The sequence below is a fragment of the Pseudoduganella lurida genome, from assembly GCF_007830455.1.
Lineage (GTDB): Bacteria > Pseudomonadota > Gammaproteobacteria > Burkholderiales > Burkholderiaceae_D > Rugamonas > Rugamonas lurida.
In genome coordinates, this window is record NZ_VLLB01000003.1 from 63,513 (window position 1) to 81,986 (window position 18,474).

The 18,474-nt window shown below is 68.3% G+C and carries 17 protein-coding genes; 5 read left to right on the forward strand and 12 right to left on the reverse strand.

Annotated elements, in window-relative coordinates; translation table 11 throughout:
* Nucleotides 1–2: 2 nt before the first annotated feature.
* Both IP91_RS09805 and pdxH read right to left on the reverse strand, forming a co-directional pair.
* Entirely contained in the window at nt 3–1,205 is a 1,203-nt protein-coding gene (locus IP91_RS09805) for a class I SAM-dependent methyltransferase (RefSeq protein WP_145648799.1), read from the reverse strand.
* A 61-nt stretch (nt 1,206–1,266) separates the two neighbouring features.
* Nucleotides 1,267–2,469 carry a pyridoxamine 5'-phosphate oxidase gene (pdxH, locus tag IP91_RS09810; RefSeq protein ID WP_145648800.1) on the reverse strand — a complete coding sequence of 401 codons (1,203 nt, stop codon included), beginning with the start codon at nt 2,467–2,469 and terminating at the stop codon, nt 1,267–1,269.
* 71 nt (nt 2,470–2,540) lie between these two features.
* Here pdxH and tcdA point away from each other — a divergent pair, with 71 nt between their 5' ends.
* Nucleotides 2,541–3,458, forward strand: coding sequence for a tRNA cyclic N6-threonylcarbamoyladenosine(37) synthase TcdA (gene tcdA / locus IP91_RS09815; RefSeq protein WP_145648801.1), 918 nt, complete (start codon nt 2,541–2,543; stop codon nt 3,456–3,458).
* Nucleotides 3,459–3,566: 108 nt separating this feature from the next.
* A complete protein-coding gene (locus IP91_RS09820) occupies nt 3,567–4,049 on the forward strand; it encodes a hypothetical protein (RefSeq protein WP_145648802.1) in 483 nt (160 codons plus the stop codon).
* 28 nt (nt 4,050–4,077) lie between these two features.
* On the opposite strand, the gene IP91_RS09825 is transcribed toward IP91_RS09820, so the two are convergent.
* The 6 genes from IP91_RS09825 to thpR all read right to left on the reverse strand — a co-directional run bounded on the left by IP91_RS09825 (nt 4,078) and on the right by thpR (nt 9,691).
* Complete coding sequence (locus IP91_RS09825; protein ID WP_145648803.1) at nt 4,078–4,485, reverse strand: copper chaperone PCu(A)C; 408 nt, start codon at nt 4,483–4,485, stop codon at nt 4,078–4,080.
* Nucleotides 4,482–5,120, reverse strand: coding sequence for a putative 2OG-Fe(II) oxygenase (locus IP91_RS09830; protein ID WP_145648804.1), 639 nt, complete (start codon nt 5,118–5,120; stop codon nt 4,482–4,484). The genes IP91_RS09825 and IP91_RS09830 overlap by 4 nt, the downstream gene beginning before the upstream one ends.
* Nucleotides 5,120–6,094 (reverse strand): HupE/UreJ family protein, encoded by a 975-nt coding sequence (locus IP91_RS09835; RefSeq protein ID WP_229474230.1) that lies wholly within the window; start codon nt 6,092–6,094, stop codon nt 5,120–5,122. Before IP91_RS09835 ends, IP91_RS09830 begins: the two co-directional genes overlap by 1 nt.
* Nucleotides 6,091–6,918, reverse strand: a complete 828-nt coding sequence (locus tag IP91_RS09840) for a peptidylprolyl isomerase (protein ID WP_145648805.1) — start codon at nt 6,916–6,918, stop codon at nt 6,091–6,093. The genes IP91_RS09835 and IP91_RS09840 overlap by 4 nt, the downstream gene beginning before the upstream one ends.
* Before the next feature lie 69 nt (nt 6,919–6,987).
* On the reverse strand, nt 6,988–9,042 hold the full coding sequence (locus tag IP91_RS09845; protein WP_145648806.1) for a hypothetical protein: 2,055 nt from the start codon (nt 9,040–9,042) through the stop codon (nt 6,988–6,990).
* Between the two features lie 97 nt (nt 9,043–9,139).
* Nucleotides 9,140–9,691: an RNA 2',3'-cyclic phosphodiesterase gene (gene thpR / locus IP91_RS09850; RefSeq protein WP_145648807.1), complete on the reverse strand. Its 552-nt coding sequence runs from the start codon at nt 9,689–9,691 to the stop codon at nt 9,140–9,142.
* 53 nt (nt 9,692–9,744) lie between these two features.
* On the opposite strand from thpR, the gene IP91_RS09855 reads away from it, so the two are divergent.
* Nucleotides 9,745–10,314, forward strand: a complete 570-nt coding sequence (locus IP91_RS09855) for an FKBP-type peptidyl-prolyl cis-trans isomerase (RefSeq protein WP_307724409.1) — start codon at nt 9,745–9,747, stop codon at nt 10,312–10,314.
* A gap of 19 nt (nt 10,315–10,333) precedes the next feature.
* Here IP91_RS09855 and IP91_RS09860 read toward each other — a convergent pair whose 3' ends face one another.
* The 3 genes from IP91_RS09860 to IP91_RS09870 all read right to left on the reverse strand — a co-directional run bounded on the left by IP91_RS09860 (nt 10,334) and on the right by IP91_RS09870 (nt 12,406).
* Nucleotides 10,334–11,359, reverse strand: a complete 1,026-nt coding sequence (locus IP91_RS09860) for a cation diffusion facilitator family transporter (RefSeq protein WP_145648808.1) — start codon at nt 11,357–11,359, stop codon at nt 10,334–10,336.
* Entirely contained in the window at nt 11,356–11,679 is a 324-nt protein-coding gene (locus IP91_RS09865) for an ArsR/SmtB family transcription factor (RefSeq protein WP_145648809.1), read from the reverse strand. The genes IP91_RS09860 and IP91_RS09865 overlap by 4 nt, the downstream gene beginning before the upstream one ends.
* A 244-nt stretch (nt 11,680–11,923) precedes the next feature.
* Entirely contained in the window at nt 11,924–12,406 is a 483-nt protein-coding gene (locus IP91_RS09870; RefSeq protein ID WP_145648810.1) for a CinA family protein, read from the reverse strand.
* Between the two features lie 273 nt (nt 12,407–12,679).
* On the opposite strand from IP91_RS09870, the gene IP91_RS09875 reads away from it, so the two are divergent.
* Both IP91_RS09875 and IP91_RS09880 read left to right on the forward strand, forming a co-directional pair.
* The gene (locus tag IP91_RS09875; RefSeq protein ID WP_145648811.1) at nt 12,680–14,767 is read left to right on the forward strand and encodes a sensor histidine kinase, YfiR-like protein-associated; all 2,088 of its coding nucleotides are present in this window, start codon (nt 12,680–12,682) and stop codon (nt 14,765–14,767) included.
* The gene (locus tag IP91_RS09880; protein WP_145648812.1) at nt 14,764–17,385 is read left to right on the forward strand and encodes an EAL domain-containing protein; all 2,622 of its coding nucleotides are present in this window, start codon (nt 14,764–14,766) and stop codon (nt 17,383–17,385) included. The genes IP91_RS09875 and IP91_RS09880 overlap by 4 nt, the downstream gene beginning before the upstream one ends.
* Here IP91_RS09880 and thiL read toward each other — a convergent pair.
* The gene (gene thiL / locus IP91_RS09885; protein ID WP_145648813.1) at nt 17,378–18,346 is read right to left on the reverse strand and encodes a thiamine-phosphate kinase; all 969 of its coding nucleotides are present in this window, start codon (nt 18,344–18,346) and stop codon (nt 17,378–17,380) included. The genes IP91_RS09880 and thiL overlap by 8 nt on opposite strands.
* Nucleotides 18,347–18,474: the final 128 nt, after the last annotated feature.

The following is an 18,474-nucleotide window of genomic DNA, read 5'->3' on the forward strand; positions in this document are numbered from 1 at the left end:
TTCTAGCTGTACATGTACTCCCGCGACCACGGCAGCACGCGCGGATGCCGGCCGGCCTTGCCGCAGACGATCTGGTACAGGCTGATCCAGTCCTGGTCGAACGCATAGGAGCAGCCGGCCAGGTAGACGTGCCAGATGCGGAAGCGCTTGTCGCCGGCCAGTTCGCGGGCCCGGTCCGCCCGGGCCTCGAAGTTGTCGGTCCAGATCGACAGCGTGCGGGCGTAGTGGCGGCGCAGGTTTTCCACGTCGTAGGCTTCCAGGTTCCCGCGCTGCATGGCCTTCAGCACCTCGCCGATGTGCGCCAGCTCGCCGTGCGGGAACACGTATTTCTGGATGAATTCGCCGCCGCCGTACGGCGTCTCGCCGTTGTCCGGATCGGTGGACGTGATGCCGTGGTTCATGGCCACGCCGTCCTCGGCCAGCAGGCGGTGGATGATGGCGAAGTAGTCCGGCAGGTGGCGGATGCCCACGTGCTCGAACATGCCGACACTCGTGACGCGGTCGAAGGTGCCGCGCACGTCGCGGTAATCCTGCAGGCGGATCTCGACCAGGTGTTCCAGCCCGGCCGCCTTGACGCGCTGCCGCGCCAGCGCGCACTGGTTCTCGGACAGCGTGATGCCCACGCAGCGCGCGCCGAACTTCTGCGCCGCGCGGATGACCAGCGCACCCCAGCCGCAGCCGATGTCGAGCAGCGTGTGCCCCGGCTGCACGCGGATCTTGGCGAGGATGTGGTCGATCTTGCGGATCTGCGCGGTGGCCAGGTCCTCGTCGCCGCGCGCGAAGTAGGCACACGAATACACCATCTGCGGATCGAGGAACTGCTGGTAGAACTCGTTCGACACGTCGTAGTGGTAGCGGATCGATTCGGCATCGCGCTTGCGGTCGTGCGTGAAGCTGCGCACGATGCGGGCCAGCTTGCCGTCCGCCTTCAGCGTGCTGCGTGCCAGCGCGTTGACGATGTCGATCATGTCGTGCGCCGCGCCCTTCACCTCGATGGCGCCTTCCACGTAGGCCGTGCCCAGGTTGGATAGCGAGGGCGTGAGCAGGTAGCGCGCGGCCGATGCCTGGGGCAGGCGGATCGTCACGCGCGGCACGTCGTTGGAAAAGTCGATCTTCTGGCCGTTCCACAGTTCCACGCGGAGCGGCAGCTTGATCTGGCTGGTGACGCCGGCGACCCAGGCGGCAAGACGGTTCTGGACAAACATGGACGGCCTCCTCGATTCAACGAAAATCGACTGCGCTGCGCTGGCGGCCATTGCCTGTCTCTTACGGCTGGATCCTTCCCTTGGTCCAGCTGCCGTCTGCCTGCAGCTCAAACACGATGCGGTCATGGAAGCGCGAGGCGCGTCCCTGCCAGAATTCCACCCGCTCGGGCACCAGGCGGTAGCCGCCCCAGTGCGCCGGCCGTTGCGGCTTGCCCGCGGCGGCTTCCTCGGCGGCGGCAAACTGCGCTTCCATGTCGGCGCGGCTGCCGATCGGCGCGCTCTGCGCCGAGGCGATCGCCCCCAGCTGGCTCTTCACGGGCCGGCTGTAGAAATACGTGTCGCTCTCGGCAGGCGACGTGCGTTCCACGCGGCCTTCGATGCGCACCTGGCGTTCCAGCTCCGGCCAGAAGAACAGCAGCGCCGCGTGCGGGTTCTGCGCCAGCTGCGCGCCTTTCCGGCTGTCGTAGTTCGTGTACCAGGTAAAGCCGCGCGCATCGAACTGCTTGATCAGCACGATGCGCGAGGAGGGCCGGCCGTCGCCGTCGACGGTGGCCACGCTCATCGCATTCGGCTCGTTCACCTGCGCCTTCATCGCCTCGTCGAACCACTTGCCGAACTGCGCCACCGGATCGGCCAGCGTGTCGTCCTCGGACAGGCTGGCGCGCCCGTAGTCCATGCGCAGGTCCGCCAGCGCGATGCCGCCGCCGACCGTGGTGCCGTTCCCGTTCGCCGGTGCCACGCCGCGCCGGCGCGCCATCGCCTCGCCCATCACGCCCATCTGCACTGGGCTGAACAGACGCTTCGCCATCGGCGCGATATGCGTCTCCTCGGTCGTCATGTGCGAGGTGTAGGCCTGCACGAAGCGCTGCACGCTTTCCGGCGCCAGCTCGCCGGAACTGCCATTCGCCACCTTGTCCAGTTGACCGTTAATAATAAGCCAATCATCGTCCATCTGCTTGTGCTGTGCAAGGATCTGCGGCCGCAGCGAGCGCACCAGGTCCAGGTCTTCGCCCGTTGCCGTCGCTTCCAGCATGGGGAGAAGATCGAGTTCCTCGTCGTCGTGGTGGAAGTGGGCCGCCACGTTGAAATATTTTTGAACGGCCACCGCCGCCTGTTGCGCGGCTGCGTCAGGTCCGTGCGCCGGCAGGTGCGCCAGCAGCTTTTCCAGCGTGGCGAGCTGCTGGCGGATCTTGTCGTGGCAGTGCTTCAGCATGGCGATCGGCTGGTCGAAGCCGGGGGCGGCGGGCAGGAGGGAATCTTTCATGGGGGAATCCTTGGTTCGCGATCGGCCGATTGTAAAAGAATCCAACAGGCCGTGTCCGTTAAAATGGCGGCATGAACGACATTCCCGACCCCACGCAAGATATCGAGCACAACGTCGCGAACGACAGCGAACACGATATCGGTAACGACCGCGCGCACGACATCGAGCACGACATCGATTATGACCGCCGCTTCGGCGGCATCGCCCGGCTGTACGGCGACCTGGCGCTGGCCCGCTACCGCACGGCGCACGTGTGTGTGATCGGCGTGGGCGGCGTGGGTTCCTGGATCGTCGAGGCGCTGGCGCGCAGCGCGATCGGCCGCCTGACCCTGATCGACCTGGACAACGTGGCCGAATCGAACATCAACCGCCAGCTGCAGGCATTGACCGACACCGTCGGCATGGCCAAGGTCACCGCCCTGCGCCAGCGCATCGCCCAGATCAATCCGTATTGCCAGGTGACGGAGATCGAGGATTTCGTCACGCCCGACAATCTCGATGAAATGATCGGCGCGCACGACTACGACTACGTGATCGACGCCATGGACAACACGCGCGCCAAGACGGCGCTGGTGCACTACTGCCGCACCAAGGCCATCCCGCTGATCCTGATCGGCAGCGCCGGCGGACAGACGGATCCGACCAGGATCGAGGTGCGCGACCTGGCCCGCACCGAGCAGGAGCCGCTGCTCAAGAAGGTGCGCCGCCGCCTGCGCAACGAATACCACTATCCGCCGAACGGCAAGAACAAGCTGGGCGTGGACGCCGTGTTCTCGATGGAGCCGCTGAAGTTCCCCGAACCGGACGATGCCTGCGAGGTCGGCCCCGATGCCGTGCAGGCGCCGAAGCAGGGCCTCACCGGCATCAACTGCGCGGGCTTCGGTTCGGCGATGGTGGTCACGGCCACCTTCGGCATGATCGCCGCGGGGCATGTGCTGAAGAAGCTGGCCGAGCAGGTCACGCCACAGGACAGGATGGCCGGGAGCTGAAGTGGCGGGCAAATGAAGCGGCGGGTTTGTCGTGAACCTGTCACATCGCTTCTCTACACTGGCGGCTGGCGTCCGGTCGGGCGCCCGCCCAACCTGATGAGGATTCCCATGAAAGCACGTCCGGCTTCCCGCCTCGCCCTTGGCCTTTCCGTGCTGACCCTGGCGCTGCTGAGCGCCTGCGGCAGCGACAACGATCCGCCGCGCGCCTCCAACACCAGCATCGACAGCTTCGTGGCCGACTACAACCGCGGCCTGGCGTCGGTATCGAACATGAATGCGGCCACGTTTGCCGACCTGGTGGACGACAGCTTCCTGGACGCCGGCTACAACAAGGCGCAGCTGCTGTCGAACGTGAAGGCCGATGCCGCCGCGCTGGCCGATGCGAGCAACGAGATCCCCGCCGACCAGGTCTTCCCGCTGCTGACGATCAAGGATGCCGCCGTCTCCAACTGCGACGACAGCACGGGCATCTGCACGCTCACCGCCACCTATGTCAATCCGGACAAGGACGCCACGTCCGCCCCGATGACGGTGCAGGTGCGCTTCCAGGACGGCCGCTTCCGCCTGTACGGCGACCAGAAGAGCGCCTGAAACCCGGCCCGCGCCGGCGGGCCTGCCTTCAGTGCGCGCCGATCGACACCATCACGTGCATCGTGCCGGACTTCTCGAATTCGATCGCCAGGGGATAGCTGCGGCCCAGCTCGAGCGGCTGCTTCAGGCCCACCAGCACCAGGTGCGCGCCGCCCGGTTTCAGCACCGTGTCCGGCCGCACCTCGATGCCCTGCGCTGCAGGCTTGCCGCCGCGCCCGCGCACTTCCACGCTGGTCGCGATGTCGCTGCTGGCACGCAGCAGCCGGTCGCCCTGTTCCACGCCGTCGAAGTGCATGTACACGTCGGCACGGGTGGCCTTTGGCGGCGAGGGATCGGCCCACGGATGGATCAGCGTGAAGCCCTTGCCGTAGTACTCGTGGGCCAGGGCGGCGCCGGACAGCGCCAGGCAGGCAACTGTGAAGAAGAAGCGTTTCATGAAGACCTTCCGGTGGAAAAACGGATCGCATAATCCCAGGACGCCAGTTGCGCCGGGATGGCATTGAAGGCCAGCGTGAGGCGTTCGCCGCCTGCGTTGGCCGGCACCTCGTGCAGCAGGTAGCTGGGGAACAGCACGGCATCGCCGGCGTCGCCGGCCGGGGCCACCCAGCGGTCGGCATTGAAGGCGGTGACCTCGACACCGGGCCCGGCGTGGCTGAACGCGAAGTCGTTCCCGCCCAGCCCGCGCAGGAAGACGGTGCGCGCCGACGCGTCGGACGTGGTCACGTACACCACGCCGGAAATGAAGCTGTTGGCATGCCTGTGCACGCCCTGGCTGCCGCCCGGCGCCATGCGGTTGCCCCACAATTCCTTGATCGACCAGTCCAGCGCCGCGCCGAACATCTGCTCGCCCAGCGCCACCAGCCGCGGGGCGAGCCGTTCCGCCAGCATCGCAAGGAGCGGATGCCCGTCCAGCCGCAATGGCGCGCTGTGTGTGAGCCGGTCGCTGCGGCTGTTGGGTACCTGGTCCGACTGCATGCGCAGCCACGCCGCCAGTTCGGCCGCTTCGGCCGCATCGAGCAGGCCCGTACAGCTGAGGAACGGTGTCGGGAACAGGCCGATCAGCTGGTCCATCAGGCCCCCGCCGCCAGCACCGCCACGCGCGCGATGGTCCAGTAGGCGGCCATCGCGCCGATGCCGTACAGGGCGGGGCGGCGCAGGCGCTGGTACCACGTGAAGCGCGCCAGCAACCGGTGCAGCAGCCAGGCCAGTCCCAGCACGAGCAGCTGGCCCAGTTCCACGCCGAGATTAAATGTCAGCAGCGCCGTGAACAGGTGCGATGCGGGCAGGCCGATCTCCTTCAGCGCGCCGGCAAAGCCCAGGCCGTGCACGAGGCCGAACAGGAAGGCCACCAGCGCCGGCCAGCGCCGCGACCAGGTGGGCCGGTCGTGCAGCGCCTCGGCCGCCACCAGCATGATCGACAGCGCGATGGTTGCTTCCACGGGCGGGCTGCGCAGGGCCAGCCAGCCCAGCGCGCTGCTGGCCAGGGTCAGGCTGTGCGCGGCCGTGAAGGCCGTCACCGTCCATGCCAGCCGGCGCCGGAAGCCGACCAGGAACAGCAGGCCGAACACGAACAGCAGGTGGTCGATGCCGGACAGGATGTGCTCCACCCCCAGCACCGTGTAGGCGCGCGCGATCATGCCGGCATCGCGCCGGTCGTCCGCGCTGCCCAGCAATTGCACGGTGGGCTGGGCGGCCGTCAGCGTGTAGACGCGGACCTGGCCGTCGCGCCAGCGCACCTTCACGAGCGCGGCCGAGTAGGCCTTGCCGACACCGTCCACCGACAGTGGCCCGGTCAAACCGTCCGGGCCGCAGTGCAGTACCTGGGCTTCGGCCTGGCAGCCGGCCGGCCACCGGGGCGTCAGGTCCTCGGCGATCGGCCGCGGCGTGCCGGCGGCGCCCCAGTTCCACAGGAATTCGCCCGGCGCGTATTCGTGCAGCGTCAGCTCCGCCATGCTCATCTCGTGCGCTTGGCTGACGGCGGGCAGCAGGCCGGCCAGCAGCAGGAAGAGGACGAAAAAGCGGGCCAGTGAAGGGCGCAGCGTCACGAGCGCACTCCCGGCGCCTGCACCGTGTACTTGCGGCCCAGTTCCCGCACGGCGCGGGTGCGCATGGCCTGCAGCGTCTGGTCCTTCCAGTCCTGCAGCACGCGGCCGCGCACGTCCTCGAAGCGCACCGGTTCGCCGGCATGCAGCCCTTCGAGGCGCACCACGTGGTAGCCCTGGCTGGAGCGCAGCACCTGCCAGCTGCCGGCCGGCAGCGCGACGAGCGAGGCGGCAAACGGCGCGCCATAGCCCAGTTCCAGGCTGTTGCGGGGCCGGCCCTTGAACACGCGCAGGTCGCTCTCGACGCTGGCCGCACCCCGCCCGTTCAGCGCGGCGGCAAACTGGGCGGCAGTGGCCGGATCGGGCCGGCCCTGCATGACGGCTTCCAGGAAATCGACGCGCTGGGGCGCATCGTAGGCGGCGCGGTGTCCCTCGAACCAGGCGCGCAGCGTGGCATCGCTGGCCGGCGGCAGCGTCAGGCCCGCCTCGATCATGCTGAGCGCCTTGAAGATCACGCGCTCGCGGATGGTCGGGTCGCCCTGGTCCATGCGCAGCGCCAGGCCTTCGCGGTACAGCACCTCGTTGTCGACCCAGCGCTGGCGCAGCGTGGCGCGTTCCTGGACGGTGGGGGCGCGGCCCATCGACGCGGCAAACAGGCGGGCCGCTTCCGTGTCGACCTGTTCCGTCACCTCGATGCGGGCGGCCGGATCGGCGCCGCGGGTGTGCAGCCAGTCGGCGCCGAAGATCAGGGCGCCCAGCAGAAGGAAATGAAGGAGAGGTTCGCGGGCCAGGCCGCGCAGGGAAAGGGGAAGGGCAGGGAAGGACATGTGTTCGGTTCCAGCTGAAAAAGCAAATGCGCCGGCCGAAGATTCGGCCGGCGCGCAACGGCCCGGTGCTTACTTGATGCCGGCGACCTTGACCGACTTGGCCACTTCGATGAACACCGGATTACTGTAGAACCACAGGTCGGCCCACGCCGCCACGTCGTAGCTCGAGGTGCGCTGGCCGTTGGCCGTCTGCAGGTGCGCCGGGCAGCCCGCTTCCGTGCACGGGATCTTGAACTCGGCGCCGAAGTCCAGCAGCGGGTTGCCGGCGGCATCCGTCTCGAACGGCGTGGCGACCGGCAGGTTGGTGCCGCGCAGGCGCACGTACTGCGACTGCGTGACGGCCGGGATGCGGAACGTCATGCGGCGCGTGCCGTCCGTCGACGCGGTCCAGCTGGTGCTGTTGAAGGTCTTCAGCAGCGCGGCCGACGGATTGGTGGCGGCAGGGGAGCCCAGCGCGCCGGCATAGGCGGCCAGGTTGGTGGGCGCCACATAGCCGGTGACATTGCCGCGGATGACGTCCACATGATCCAGCACGGGCTGGTTCAGCGGCTGCGTGATGCCCACCTGTTTCAGCGACGGATTGGCGAAGCTGTACGGCGAGTTGTTGTTGCCGGCCGGGTCGCGCAGGATGATCGACACGATCAGGTCGGCACCGGGACGCACCACCAGTTTTTCGCCCATCGTGGCGCAGCCGTTCATCACCACGTCGCCATTCTTGCCGACGGCGGCCGCGGCGGCAGCTTCCAGCGCGCCATGCTGGGCCTTGCGGATCACGGCCGGGTTGCTGGCGCAGACGACGAACGACAGGCGGTCGATCAGCTGGCCGTTGGCGACGAAGCTGTTCCCGCTGCGCAGGCCGTCGATGATCAGCTGCGGCGTGACGCTGTTCGTTCCATTCCTGACCAGCACGTGGTCGCGGGTGTACTCGCCCGGATAGAAGTCGGCCGTCGATTCGCGCTGGTCCGGGCCGAAGGTGCCGCGGTTGTGGTAGTCGGAGCTGGCGAAGAAGAACCAGTTGCGGCCTTCGCCCAGCAGCGCATCCCACACGCCGCCGATGGCTGCCGCGTACACGCCGGTGCCGCCATACGTGCCGCCGCCGACGGCGCCCGTGCTGTAGCTGCCGCGGTCATGCTCGGCCTGGTGGCCGGGCATCGATTCGAAGCCGAAGGCCACGGTGGGCGCGGCGTTGTTGAAGTCGCGCAGGCTCTCCACGTTGAAGCCGTTGTTGCCGTTCGGGTTGAACGCGCCGGCACGCTCCAGGTGGGCCGGCACGTAGTAGCTCGTGTTCGGGTACTTGGCGGCCATCCACTTCACGCCTTCGACGGCCTTCACGTGGCCGGCCGTGCCCGAACCCGTGCCGCTGGCGACGATGATCTTGCGGGCGGCCGCGTCCAGCAGGCCGTTGTTGGCACTGTTCGGCACGGCGCAGTCCCACTGGTTTTCGGCACCGCGGCTGCGGTCCGTGTCGCTGCGGTCGAAGCAGTATTCGAACTGCGCCATCGCGTTGGCATTGCCGCTGCCGGTGGCCGGCAGCTGGCCTTCGAAGATGGTCGAGCTCACGTGTTCGTGGCCCGGCGCGTTCTGTTCCAGGCCGATCCAGATCGGCTTGTTGCGGTCGCGCGCTTCCTTCTCGATGACGGGGTAAGAGTATTCCTTGATGTTCTGCCAGCGCCACATATTGCGCTGCGCATCCGTGCCGGACACGTCGCCCTTGATGGCCGCGTTGCCGATGGTGGACGTCCACGTCTGGTTCGGGCCCTTGCCGGCCGTGGCGGGCTGGCCGCCCGACGGGTAGGTGGGCGGTACCGTCAGGCCCAGCGCCGGGGCGACCGGTTCGAACGGGTCCTCGGCCAGCGTGCAGTTGCGCGCGCCGTTGCCGCCGTGTTCGGACTGCACGAACCAGTCCAGGCCGAAGGTATTGGCCGACTTGTCCACCAGCTTCTTCAGCGAGATGGTGCCGTCCGTGCAGGTGGTGTGGTTGTGGAAGTCGCCGGTGACGTATTTGCCGGCCGGCTTGTTGGCGGCCTTTTCCGCGGCCTGCGCCGGCGCGGCCTGCAGCCCCAGCATGCTGACGCCGACAGCACCCATCATGACGAACCCCATGCGGGACGAATTGTTTTTCATCGATGCGACTCCCCGATAGTCCAGTATGACCGGGCAGACACCCGGCAGTTCGGACTAGGTTAGCCGCGCAATATGACAGCATGACGACTTGGAAAGTCTAACCGGCAAACTCTTCTCTGGACAGGTGGTCGCCATGGCGGTCGACCGGAACGTAGCGTCCGTCGGGCAGCGATTCCACCAGCACGGCCCGGTCCACGTGCCAGGTCACCGGTACCAGGGGCGCGGCGGATGGCGCTTCCCTGGCCTCGCGCGCCAGCGTCACGTGCGGCCGGAACGCGTCGTGCGTGGCGGCGGAAAAGCCCGCTGCTGCCACCCGCCGGACCAGGTCCTCGTGCAGCGCCACCAGTGCCGGCGGCACGTCGCTCATGCCGGCCCAGGCGATGCGAGGACGGGTGAAGTAGCCGTAGCAGTCGACGACCAGCGCCAGGGGCGGGACGACGAGGGCGTCGCGGATGTCCAGCAGGGCAGGGACGGCATCGGCCGGCACCTGGCCCAGGAAGGCCAGCGTGAGGTGCAGTTTCGCCGATGGGGTGAGGCGGCCCGCCACGCCGTCCTGCAGCGAGGCGAGCGCCTCGCGTGCCGCCGCGTCGGGCCACAGCGCATAGAAAAGCTTGCGGGTGGCGGGGCCGGTCGGTTGATTTGCTATCATGATGCCGCCTCGAATCCGGCTTTGTTCAAACAAGCCCAGTCCAGAAAGAATACATGATGACCCGTCTGTCCCGTTTCCAGTTGTCCCTGCTGACCGCGCTGCTGAGCGGCGCTGCGTTCGCCCAGGCGCAAGCGCCTGCCGCTCAGCCGGCCTCCGCCACCCAATCCGCCACCCAGAGCGCCATGCAGGCCGCGGGCTCGGCCGCCAACGAGCCGCAGGCCGCCGCGCCGGCCGCCGAGGGTCCCGTCGTCGTCGGCTCGGCCGCGCCCGGCCCGGCCGCCGAGAAGCTGATCATCAACGAGGTGAAGGCCGGCACCGGCCGCGAAGCCACCACCGGCAGCAAGGTGTTCGTGCACTACACGGGCTGGCTGTACCGTCCGCTGGCGCGCGCCCAGCATGGCCGCCAGTTCGATTCCTCGCGCACGCGCGGCGAGCCGATCGACTTCCAGCTGGGCGCCGGCCAGGTCATCAAGGGCTGGGACCAGGGCGTCACCGGCATGAAGGTGGGCGGCAAGCGCACCCTGATCATTCCTGCCGAGCTGGCCTATGGCGCGCGCGCGCAGCCGGGCATTCCCGCCAATTCGGCGCTGATCTTCGACGTCGAGCTGATGGACGTGAAGTAAACGGGGTTGGTAACCAAAGTCAGTGGGCATGGCCGTGATGGCCGTGTCCATGATCGTGGTCGTGGTCGTGATCGTGTTCCGCGTGATCATGATCCGAGTGATCGTCCGCGCCGGCCTCCTGGCGCAGGCAGCACGCATGGTCCGTCGTGCCCTGTTCCGTCTGCAGCGTGCTGTGGTGGATGGCGAACTCCTCGCGCAGCGTGCGGGCGATGGCGTCCAGCGCCTCGTCGCCCGGGTAACCTGCCGGCATCACCAGGTGGGCCGTCAGCGCCGTCTCCGTCGTGCTCATGGACCAGATATGCAGGTCGTGGATGTCCGTCACGCCGGGCCGGCCGCGCAGGAATGCCTCCACCTTCGCCGAATCCACATTGGCCGGCACGGCCGCCATCATCATCCGCAGCGAGGTCTTCAGCAGCGACCAGGTGCCCAGCACGATCATCACCACGATGCCGAGGCTGACGAGCGGGTCGAGCCAGATCCAGCCCGTGAACATCACCGCCAGGCCGGAGACCAGCACCCCCAGCGAAATCGCCGCATCGGCCGCCAGGTGCAGGTAGGCGCCGCGGATATTGATGTCGTCCTTGCTGCCGGCCATGAACAGCCAGGCCGACACGCCGTTGACGAGGATGCCGACCCCGGCCACCACCGACACCGTGCTGCCATGCACCGCCACCGGGTGGATCAGCTGCAGCACCGCTTCCCACGCGATCGCACCGCAGGCCGCCATCAGCAGCATGCCGTTGAACAGCGCCGCCAGCATCGAACTGCTGCGCAGGCCGTAGGTGAAGCGGCGCGATGGTTCGCGCTTGGCCAGGATCGCCGCACCCCATGCCAGCATCAGGCCCAGCACGTCGGACAGATTGTGGCCCGCATCGGCCATCAGCGCAGTGGAATTGGCGACGAAGCCGTAGCCGAATTCCACCGCCACGAACACGGTGTTCAGGACGATGGCGATGGCGAACGCGCGGCCGTGGTCCGCCGGGTCGCCGTGGTGATGGTGGTGGCCTTGGCCGCCGTCGTGGTCATGATGATGGTGGCCGCTCATGCGTCGCTCCCGGTGGCTGGTTCGGCGATATGTTCGAGCATGTCGCGCAGGACGCCGCTGATGTGCGCATCGGCGGTGGAATAGAACACCTGCTTGCCCTGCCGCTCGGACTTGACGATGCGGGCCGCGCGCAGCAGGCGCAGGTGGTGGCTGACGAGGGAATTGCTGAGTTCCAGCGTGCCGGCGATGTCGCCGACGGCAATCGGTGCCGCGACGCAGGCCAGCACGATGCGCAGGCGGGTCGGGTCGCCCAGCAGGTGGAACAGGTCGGCCAGCTGGGCCACCGATTCCTCGTGGACCGCGGCGTTCAGGTCGTGCATATCTCGTCCATAACATATGAATACATGTTCATATGTTAGTCGCTATGCTGCACTTGTGCAAGTTATGCGATAGAACAGCGAATGGATGAGCCCGTGTCCTGGTGCCTGGCCCCGGGACACGAGCTCTCCAGTTTGCAATCAGGTCCCGGATTCCACTGTCGAGCTTGTGTCACAGTGCCTGATCCCGTGTGGCACTGGCCCCATGCGACACGGGCTGGGCCGTAGCAGGGCCACGGCGAGCCGGTCAGTTAATGAACCGCAGCAGTCCCTGCATGGCGTGAATGACGGTCTGTTCGCGCACGGCGCGGCGGTCGCCCGGGAAGACCAGGCGTTCCGTGTGGACGGTGTCGCCGTTGGCCCAGCCGAAGCAGACCGTGCCGACCGGCTTGCCGGGCACGGCGCCCGTGGGGCCGGCGATGCCGGTGGTGGACACCGCCACGTGGGCATTGCTGTTGGCCAGCGCACCCTGGGCCATGGCCGCCGCCACTTCCTCGCTCACGCTGCCGAACTGCGCGATCAGCGCGGCCGGCACTTCCAGCAGCTCCTCCTTCGAGGCGTTGGAGTACGACACGAAGCCGCAATCGAACCAGCCCGTCGAGCCGGCGATTTCCGTGATCGCCTGCGCCACGCCGCCGCCGGTGCATGACTCCGCCGTCACCAGCAGCAATCCGTTGTCCTGCAGGGCCCGCCCTACCTGGGCGGCCAGTTCGTTGATGTCCGTACTCACGGGTATCTCCTCGGGAAAGTGTCGGGACCATTCTAGCGCGCCACCTTCACGGCTGGCCACGCACGCTGCAAAAAAGTGGCGCCGCTGGCGGTTTGCTACCAAGCTCGCGCTGCCGCCCCGAACTGAGCGATAGAATGAACCGACAACCCATCACATCAGGCGGCTGTGCAAGGTGCCACATCGAGAGCTCATCCGGAGAAGCATCCTGATCCCCATGCAGGAGCGGGCCATGCCGCCGGCCGTGGCCCGGTGCGCGCCGCCGGGAGCGTCCCGATGATCCGCCTGCGCTCGCTGCGCAACAAGCTGCTGGCCGTGATCGCGCTGGTGATGCTGCCGGCCGTGCTGGTCTCGATCGGCACCATCGTCGTCTACGACCTGCACATGTACGAGCAGACCATCACGGACGACATGACGACCCAGGCCGAGCTGCTGGGGCATATGAGCGCCCCCGCGCTGTCCTTCGACGACCGCCGCCTGGCCTTCGAGAACCTGGCGCTGCTGCGCCTGCGCCCGCAGGTGAACGCCGGCGCCATCTACGATGCGAAGGGCCGGCTGTTCGCCCGCTACGCCGCCTACAACGAGCTGGCCGGCGTGCCCGCCGCGGCCGGTCCGGAGGGCTTCCGGATCGAACACGGCAAGCTGCAGCTGTTCAAGCGCATCGAGGACAACGGCGAGCTGCTGGGCACCGTCTACCTGCGCGCCAACTATGAAGTGCTGGCCCGCTTCCTCGACTATGTGCTGATCGGCTTCGTGGCCGGCCTGCTGGCGCTGTTCTGCGCCTGGCTGGTGAGCCGCCGCCTGAACGACGTGATCACGCGCCCGATCCTGTCGATCGCCCACGTGGCGCGCGAGGTGATGGCCACCGGCGACATGGCGCACCGCGCGCCGCGGCTGGGCCAGGACGAGGTGGCGGATCTGGCCGACACGTTCAATCGCATGCTGGCCGAGATCGAGGTGCGCAAGCGCGAACTGGAATCTTCCAACCGCGAGATCGCCCGCGAATCCGAGCAGCGCCACGAGGCCCAGCACGAAGTGATGCGGCTGAACGAGGAACTGGAGCGCCGCGTGCACGAGCGCACGATGCAGCTGGAGACGGCCAACCGCGAGCTGGGCCTGGCGATGGAGGAGGCGAAAAGCGCCAACCAGGCCAAGTCGGCCTTCCTGTCGTCGATGAGCCACGAGCTGCGCACGCCGCTCAACGCCATCCTCGGCTTCGCGCAGATCCTCACATCGGACCGCCTGCCGTCCACGCTGGTGCAGAAGAAGGAGTTCGCCAACCACATCCTGAAGTCGGGCCGCCACCTGCTCACGCTGATCAACGAGATCCTCGACCTGGCCAAGATCGAGTCAGGCGCCGTGGCGCTGTCGATGGAGCCGGTGGCGCTGCCCGAGGTGCTGCAGGAATGCGACGCGATGATGGCGCCGCTGGCCGCGGGGCGGGGCATCCGCCTGCTGTTCCCGCAGCGCTGCGCGTTCAACGTGCAGGCCGACCGCACGCGCCTCAAGCAGATCCTGCTGAACCTGCTCTCGAACGCCATCAAGTACAACCGCGAGGGTGGCGCGGTCGTCATCGACTGTTCGGTGCCGGCGCCCGGCCTGCAGCGCGTGACGGTGCAGGATACCGGCATGGGCCTGAAACCCGAACAGGTGCGCATGCTGTTCCAGCCGTTCAACCGGCTGGGCCAGGAGGCCGGCGCGGAGGAGGGCTCCGGCATCGGCCTGGTGGTCACCAAGCGCCTGGTGGAACTGATGGGCGGCACGATCGGCGTTTCCAGCAGCCCGGGCGTGGGCAGCATGTTCTGGATCGAGCTGGCCTCCACCGAACCGGTGCCGGCGCCGCGCGCCCCTGCGGCCCTCCCACCGGCCGCCGGCAGCGCGGCGCCGCGCGACAGCATCACGCTGCTGTATGTGGAGGACAATCCGGCCAACCTGAAGCTGGTGCAGGAAATCATCCGCTACCGCCCCGGCCTGCGGCTGCTGTCCGCGCCGGACGGCCAGCTGGGCCTGGAGATGGCGCGCGCCCACCTGCCGGACCTGATCCTGCTCGACATCAACCTGCCCGGCATGAACGGCTTCGAGGTGCTGCGCCAGCTGCGCGCCGAGCCGGCCACCGCCCACATTCCCGTCATCGCCCTGACGGCCAACGCGATGCCGCGCGACGTGGAACGGGGAATTGCGGCAGGATTCTTCCGCTACCTGATCAAGCCGATCAATATCGACGAGTTCACGGCAGCGGTGAACGGCACGACCGCCCGGCTGCGCAGCGATGCGCCCGCGCCGGCGGCAGCTGCCAGTCCGACAGGCGAACGACGTCCCGCGCAGACGGCCCCTCTGCCGCCGGACCGGAAGGAGGAACGATGATCAACCGGGCCGACATCCACAACGCGAGCATCCTGATCGTCGACGACCAGCCGGTCAACGTGCAGCTGCTCGAATACCTGCTGCAGTCGACGGGCTACACGCACGTCACGTCCACCACCGATCCGCGCGTGGTGGCCGGCTGGCACGCCCAGTACAACTACGACATCATCATCCTCGACCTGCAGATGCCCGGCATGGACGGCTTTGCCGTGATGGCGGCGCTGCGCCCGCTCGAGCCGGAGGGCTACCTGCCGGTGCTGGTGGTGACGGCCGATCCGGACAAGAAGCAGGCCGCCCTCGATGCCGGCGCGCGCGATTTCGTCAGCAAGCCGTTCGACCCGGTCGAGGTGCTCACGCGCATCCGCAACCTGATCGAGGTGCGGCTGATGCAGCGCGAGGCCAAGTTCCACAACCTGGTGCTGGAACGCACGGTGCGCGAACGCACGGCCGACCTGCAGCGCTTCCGCAGCGCGATGGATGCCACGGCGGATGCGATCTTCCTGATCGATCCGCAGTCGATGCGGCTGGTGGACGTGAACGACGGCGCCTGCCGCATGCTCGATTATTCGCGCGCCCAGCTGCTGGGCCAGGAGCCGGAGCGCATCGGCCTGGGCGACCGCGAAACGCTGCAGCGCCATGTCGCCGAAGCGCATGCCGCCGCGCAGTCCGAGGCCAGCGCCACGCTGGCGCCCGTGCTGAGCGAGATCGAGCTGCTGCGCCAGGACCTGGGCACCGTGCCCGTCGAGGTGTACTGGCAGCTGCAGGAGCAGCTGCACCGGGAAGGCGAAGGGGCCGCCGACACGCTGATGTGCGTGGCGCGCGACATCAGCGAACGGCGCGCCGCCGCCGGGCGCCTGCTGCACATGGCCCATTACGACAGCCTCACGGGCCTGCCGAACCGCACGCTGTTCTACCGCACCCTGGCCGAGGCGATCGACCTGGCGCGCGACAAGGAGTGGCGCATCGTCGTGCTGTTCATCGGCCTGGACCGCTTCAAGAACATCAACGATTCGCTGGGCGCGGCGATGGGCGACCAGCTGCTGCGCGAGTTCTCCAACCGGCTGGTGCGCTGCGTGCGCATCCGCGACACGGTGGGCCGCCTGGGCGGCGACGAGTTCGGCCTGATCCTGACGATGCCGCGCGACCAGCAGGATGCCGTGCTGGTGGCGAACGAGGTGCGCGAGGCGCTGCACGCCCACTTCCAGCTGGGCGAGCAGCAGGCCACCATGACGGCCTCGATCGGCATCGCCGTGTATCCGGACGATGCGGCCGATCCGGAAACGCTGGTCAAGTACGCCAACACGGCGATGAGCCAGGCCAAGGAAGCGGGCAGCGATGCCTACCGCTTCTTCACGGCCGGCATGAACGTGCAGGTGCTGGCCCGCCTCGACCTGGAAATGGCGCTGCGCCGCGCCGTCGAGCAGGACGAGCTGGAGCTGTTCTTCCAGCCGAAGGTGAACCTGCTGACGGGCCGCGTGTCCGGCGCGGAGGCGCTGCTGCGCTGGAACCGGCCCGGCCACGGCACCGTGTACCCGGCCGAATTCGTGGGGGTGCTGGAGGACACGGGCCTGATCGTCCGCACCGGCAACTGGATCATCGACGCGGCCTGCCGCCGCATCGCCGAGTGGCTGGCCTCGCCCGTGGGTGCGGTGCACGTGGCCGTCAACGTGGCCTCGCGCCAGTTCGCCGAGGGCGACCTGGAAAAGGAAGTGGCCGAGGCGCTGCAGCGCCATGGCGTGCCGGCCGAACTGCTGGAGCTGGAGCTGACGGAAACGGCGCTGATGTCGAATGCCGAGCGCACCATCGAGGTGCTGACGAACCTGCGCGAACTGGGCGTGAAGGTGGCCATCGACGATTTCGGCACGGGCTACTCGTCGCTGGCCTACCTGCAGCGCTTCCCGATCGACAAGCTGAAGATCGACATCGCCTTCGTGCGCAATATCGTCACGAATCCGAACGATGCGGCGATCGCGCTGGCCATCATCAGCATGGCCCACAGCCTGAAACTGCGCGTGGTGGCCGAAGGCGTGGAGACCCGCCCGCAGCTGGAGTACCTGCGGCGCCACCGCTGCGACGAGGTGCAGGGCTTCTACTTCAGCCGTCCGCTCAGCGCCGCCGCTTTCGGCGAGCTGGTGGTGGCCGGCAAGTCGCTGCCACCGGACCCGGGCCAGGCCGCCGAACCGCCGCAGACCTTGCTGATCGTGGACGACGACGTCAACGTGCTGTCGTCGCTGCACCGGCTGTTCCGGCGCGACCGCTACCGCATCCTCACGGCCGCGTCGCCGGCCGAAGGATTCGATCTGCTAGCGCTGCATCCCGTGCAGGTGATCGTGTGCGACCAGCGCATGCCGGGCATGAGCGGCACGGAATTCCTCAGCAAGGTGAAGGACATGTACCCGGAAACCATCCGCATCATCCTGTCCGGCTACACGGGCCTGGAGGCGATGCTGGACTCGATCAACCGGGGCGCGATCTACCGTTTCTACACGAAGCCGTGGGACGACATCCAGCTGCGCGACAATATCCGGCTGGCGTTCCACCATTACTGGCTGATGAACGGGGGCGGGAAGCATCCGGGGATCGCGGGGGAGGACAGCACGGCCATCGAGGTCAAGTGAAGTGATCGAAGCCCGCCAGCTGCAGGTCGAGCGGCGCGCCGTGGCCATCGGTCAGCCGCAGCCCCGCTGCCGCCTCGATGCGCCCCACGCGCGTGACGGGCGTGCCGCAAGCCGCACCGGCCGCTGCGATGGCGTCGCGCCGTGACGGGGCCGCCGTGAAACACAGCTCGTAATCGTCGCCGCCGGCCGCCGTGAACGCACGCCGCAGTGCCGGCTCGCGCGTGGCCAGCACCGGCCCGGCCGGCAGCGCATCGACATCGAGCGTGGCGCCGACCTTCGAGCGGGCCAGGATGTGCCCCAGGTCACCCACCAGCCCGTCCGAGATGTCGATCGCGGCACGGGCCAGCCCCTGCTCGGCCAGCAGGCGGCCCAGCGCCACGCGTGGCGTGGGCATGGTCAGGCGCGGCGTGGCGGCCGCCAGCGCTTCGGCCGATACCGCCACTTCGCCGCGCAGCGCCGCCAGGGCCAGGCGGGCGTCGCCCAGCGTGCCGGAGATCCACACGTCGTCGCCCGGCCGGGCCGCGTCGCGCCGAAGCGCGCGCCCGGCCTCCACTTCGCCGAAGATGGTGATGCAGAGGTTCAGCGGTCCCTTCGTCGTGTCGCCGCCAATCAGCGGGCAGGCATGCGCATCGGCCAGCGCGAACAGGCCGGCCGCGAAGCCGGCCAGCCAGTCGCGGTCCGCCGCGGGCAGGGCGAGGGCCAGCGTGAAGCCGACCGGCCGGGCGCCCATTGCGGCCAGGTCGGACAGGTTGACGGCCAGGCTCTTGTGGCCCAGCCGGCGCGCGTCCTCGCCGGCAAAGAAATGGCGGCCCTCGACCAGCATGTCGGAGGAAATGGCCAGGGAAGTCCCGGGCGTGGGGCGCAGCAGGGCGCAGTCGTCGCCGATGCCCAGTTCCACCTGGGGGCCGGGCGCACCGGGGCGAACGAAGTACTGCCTGATCAGGTCGAATTCGGAAAGCATGACGCATTTTACGGCAGCGGCCGGGCAGGGCCCAGTGTCCGCCGGCGGCTTCGGCAGGCGCCCGCGATGTTGCAAGGGTGTAAACAACCGCGCGGCCCGGCAGCCGTCCGCCCGCCCGGCCATAAGCG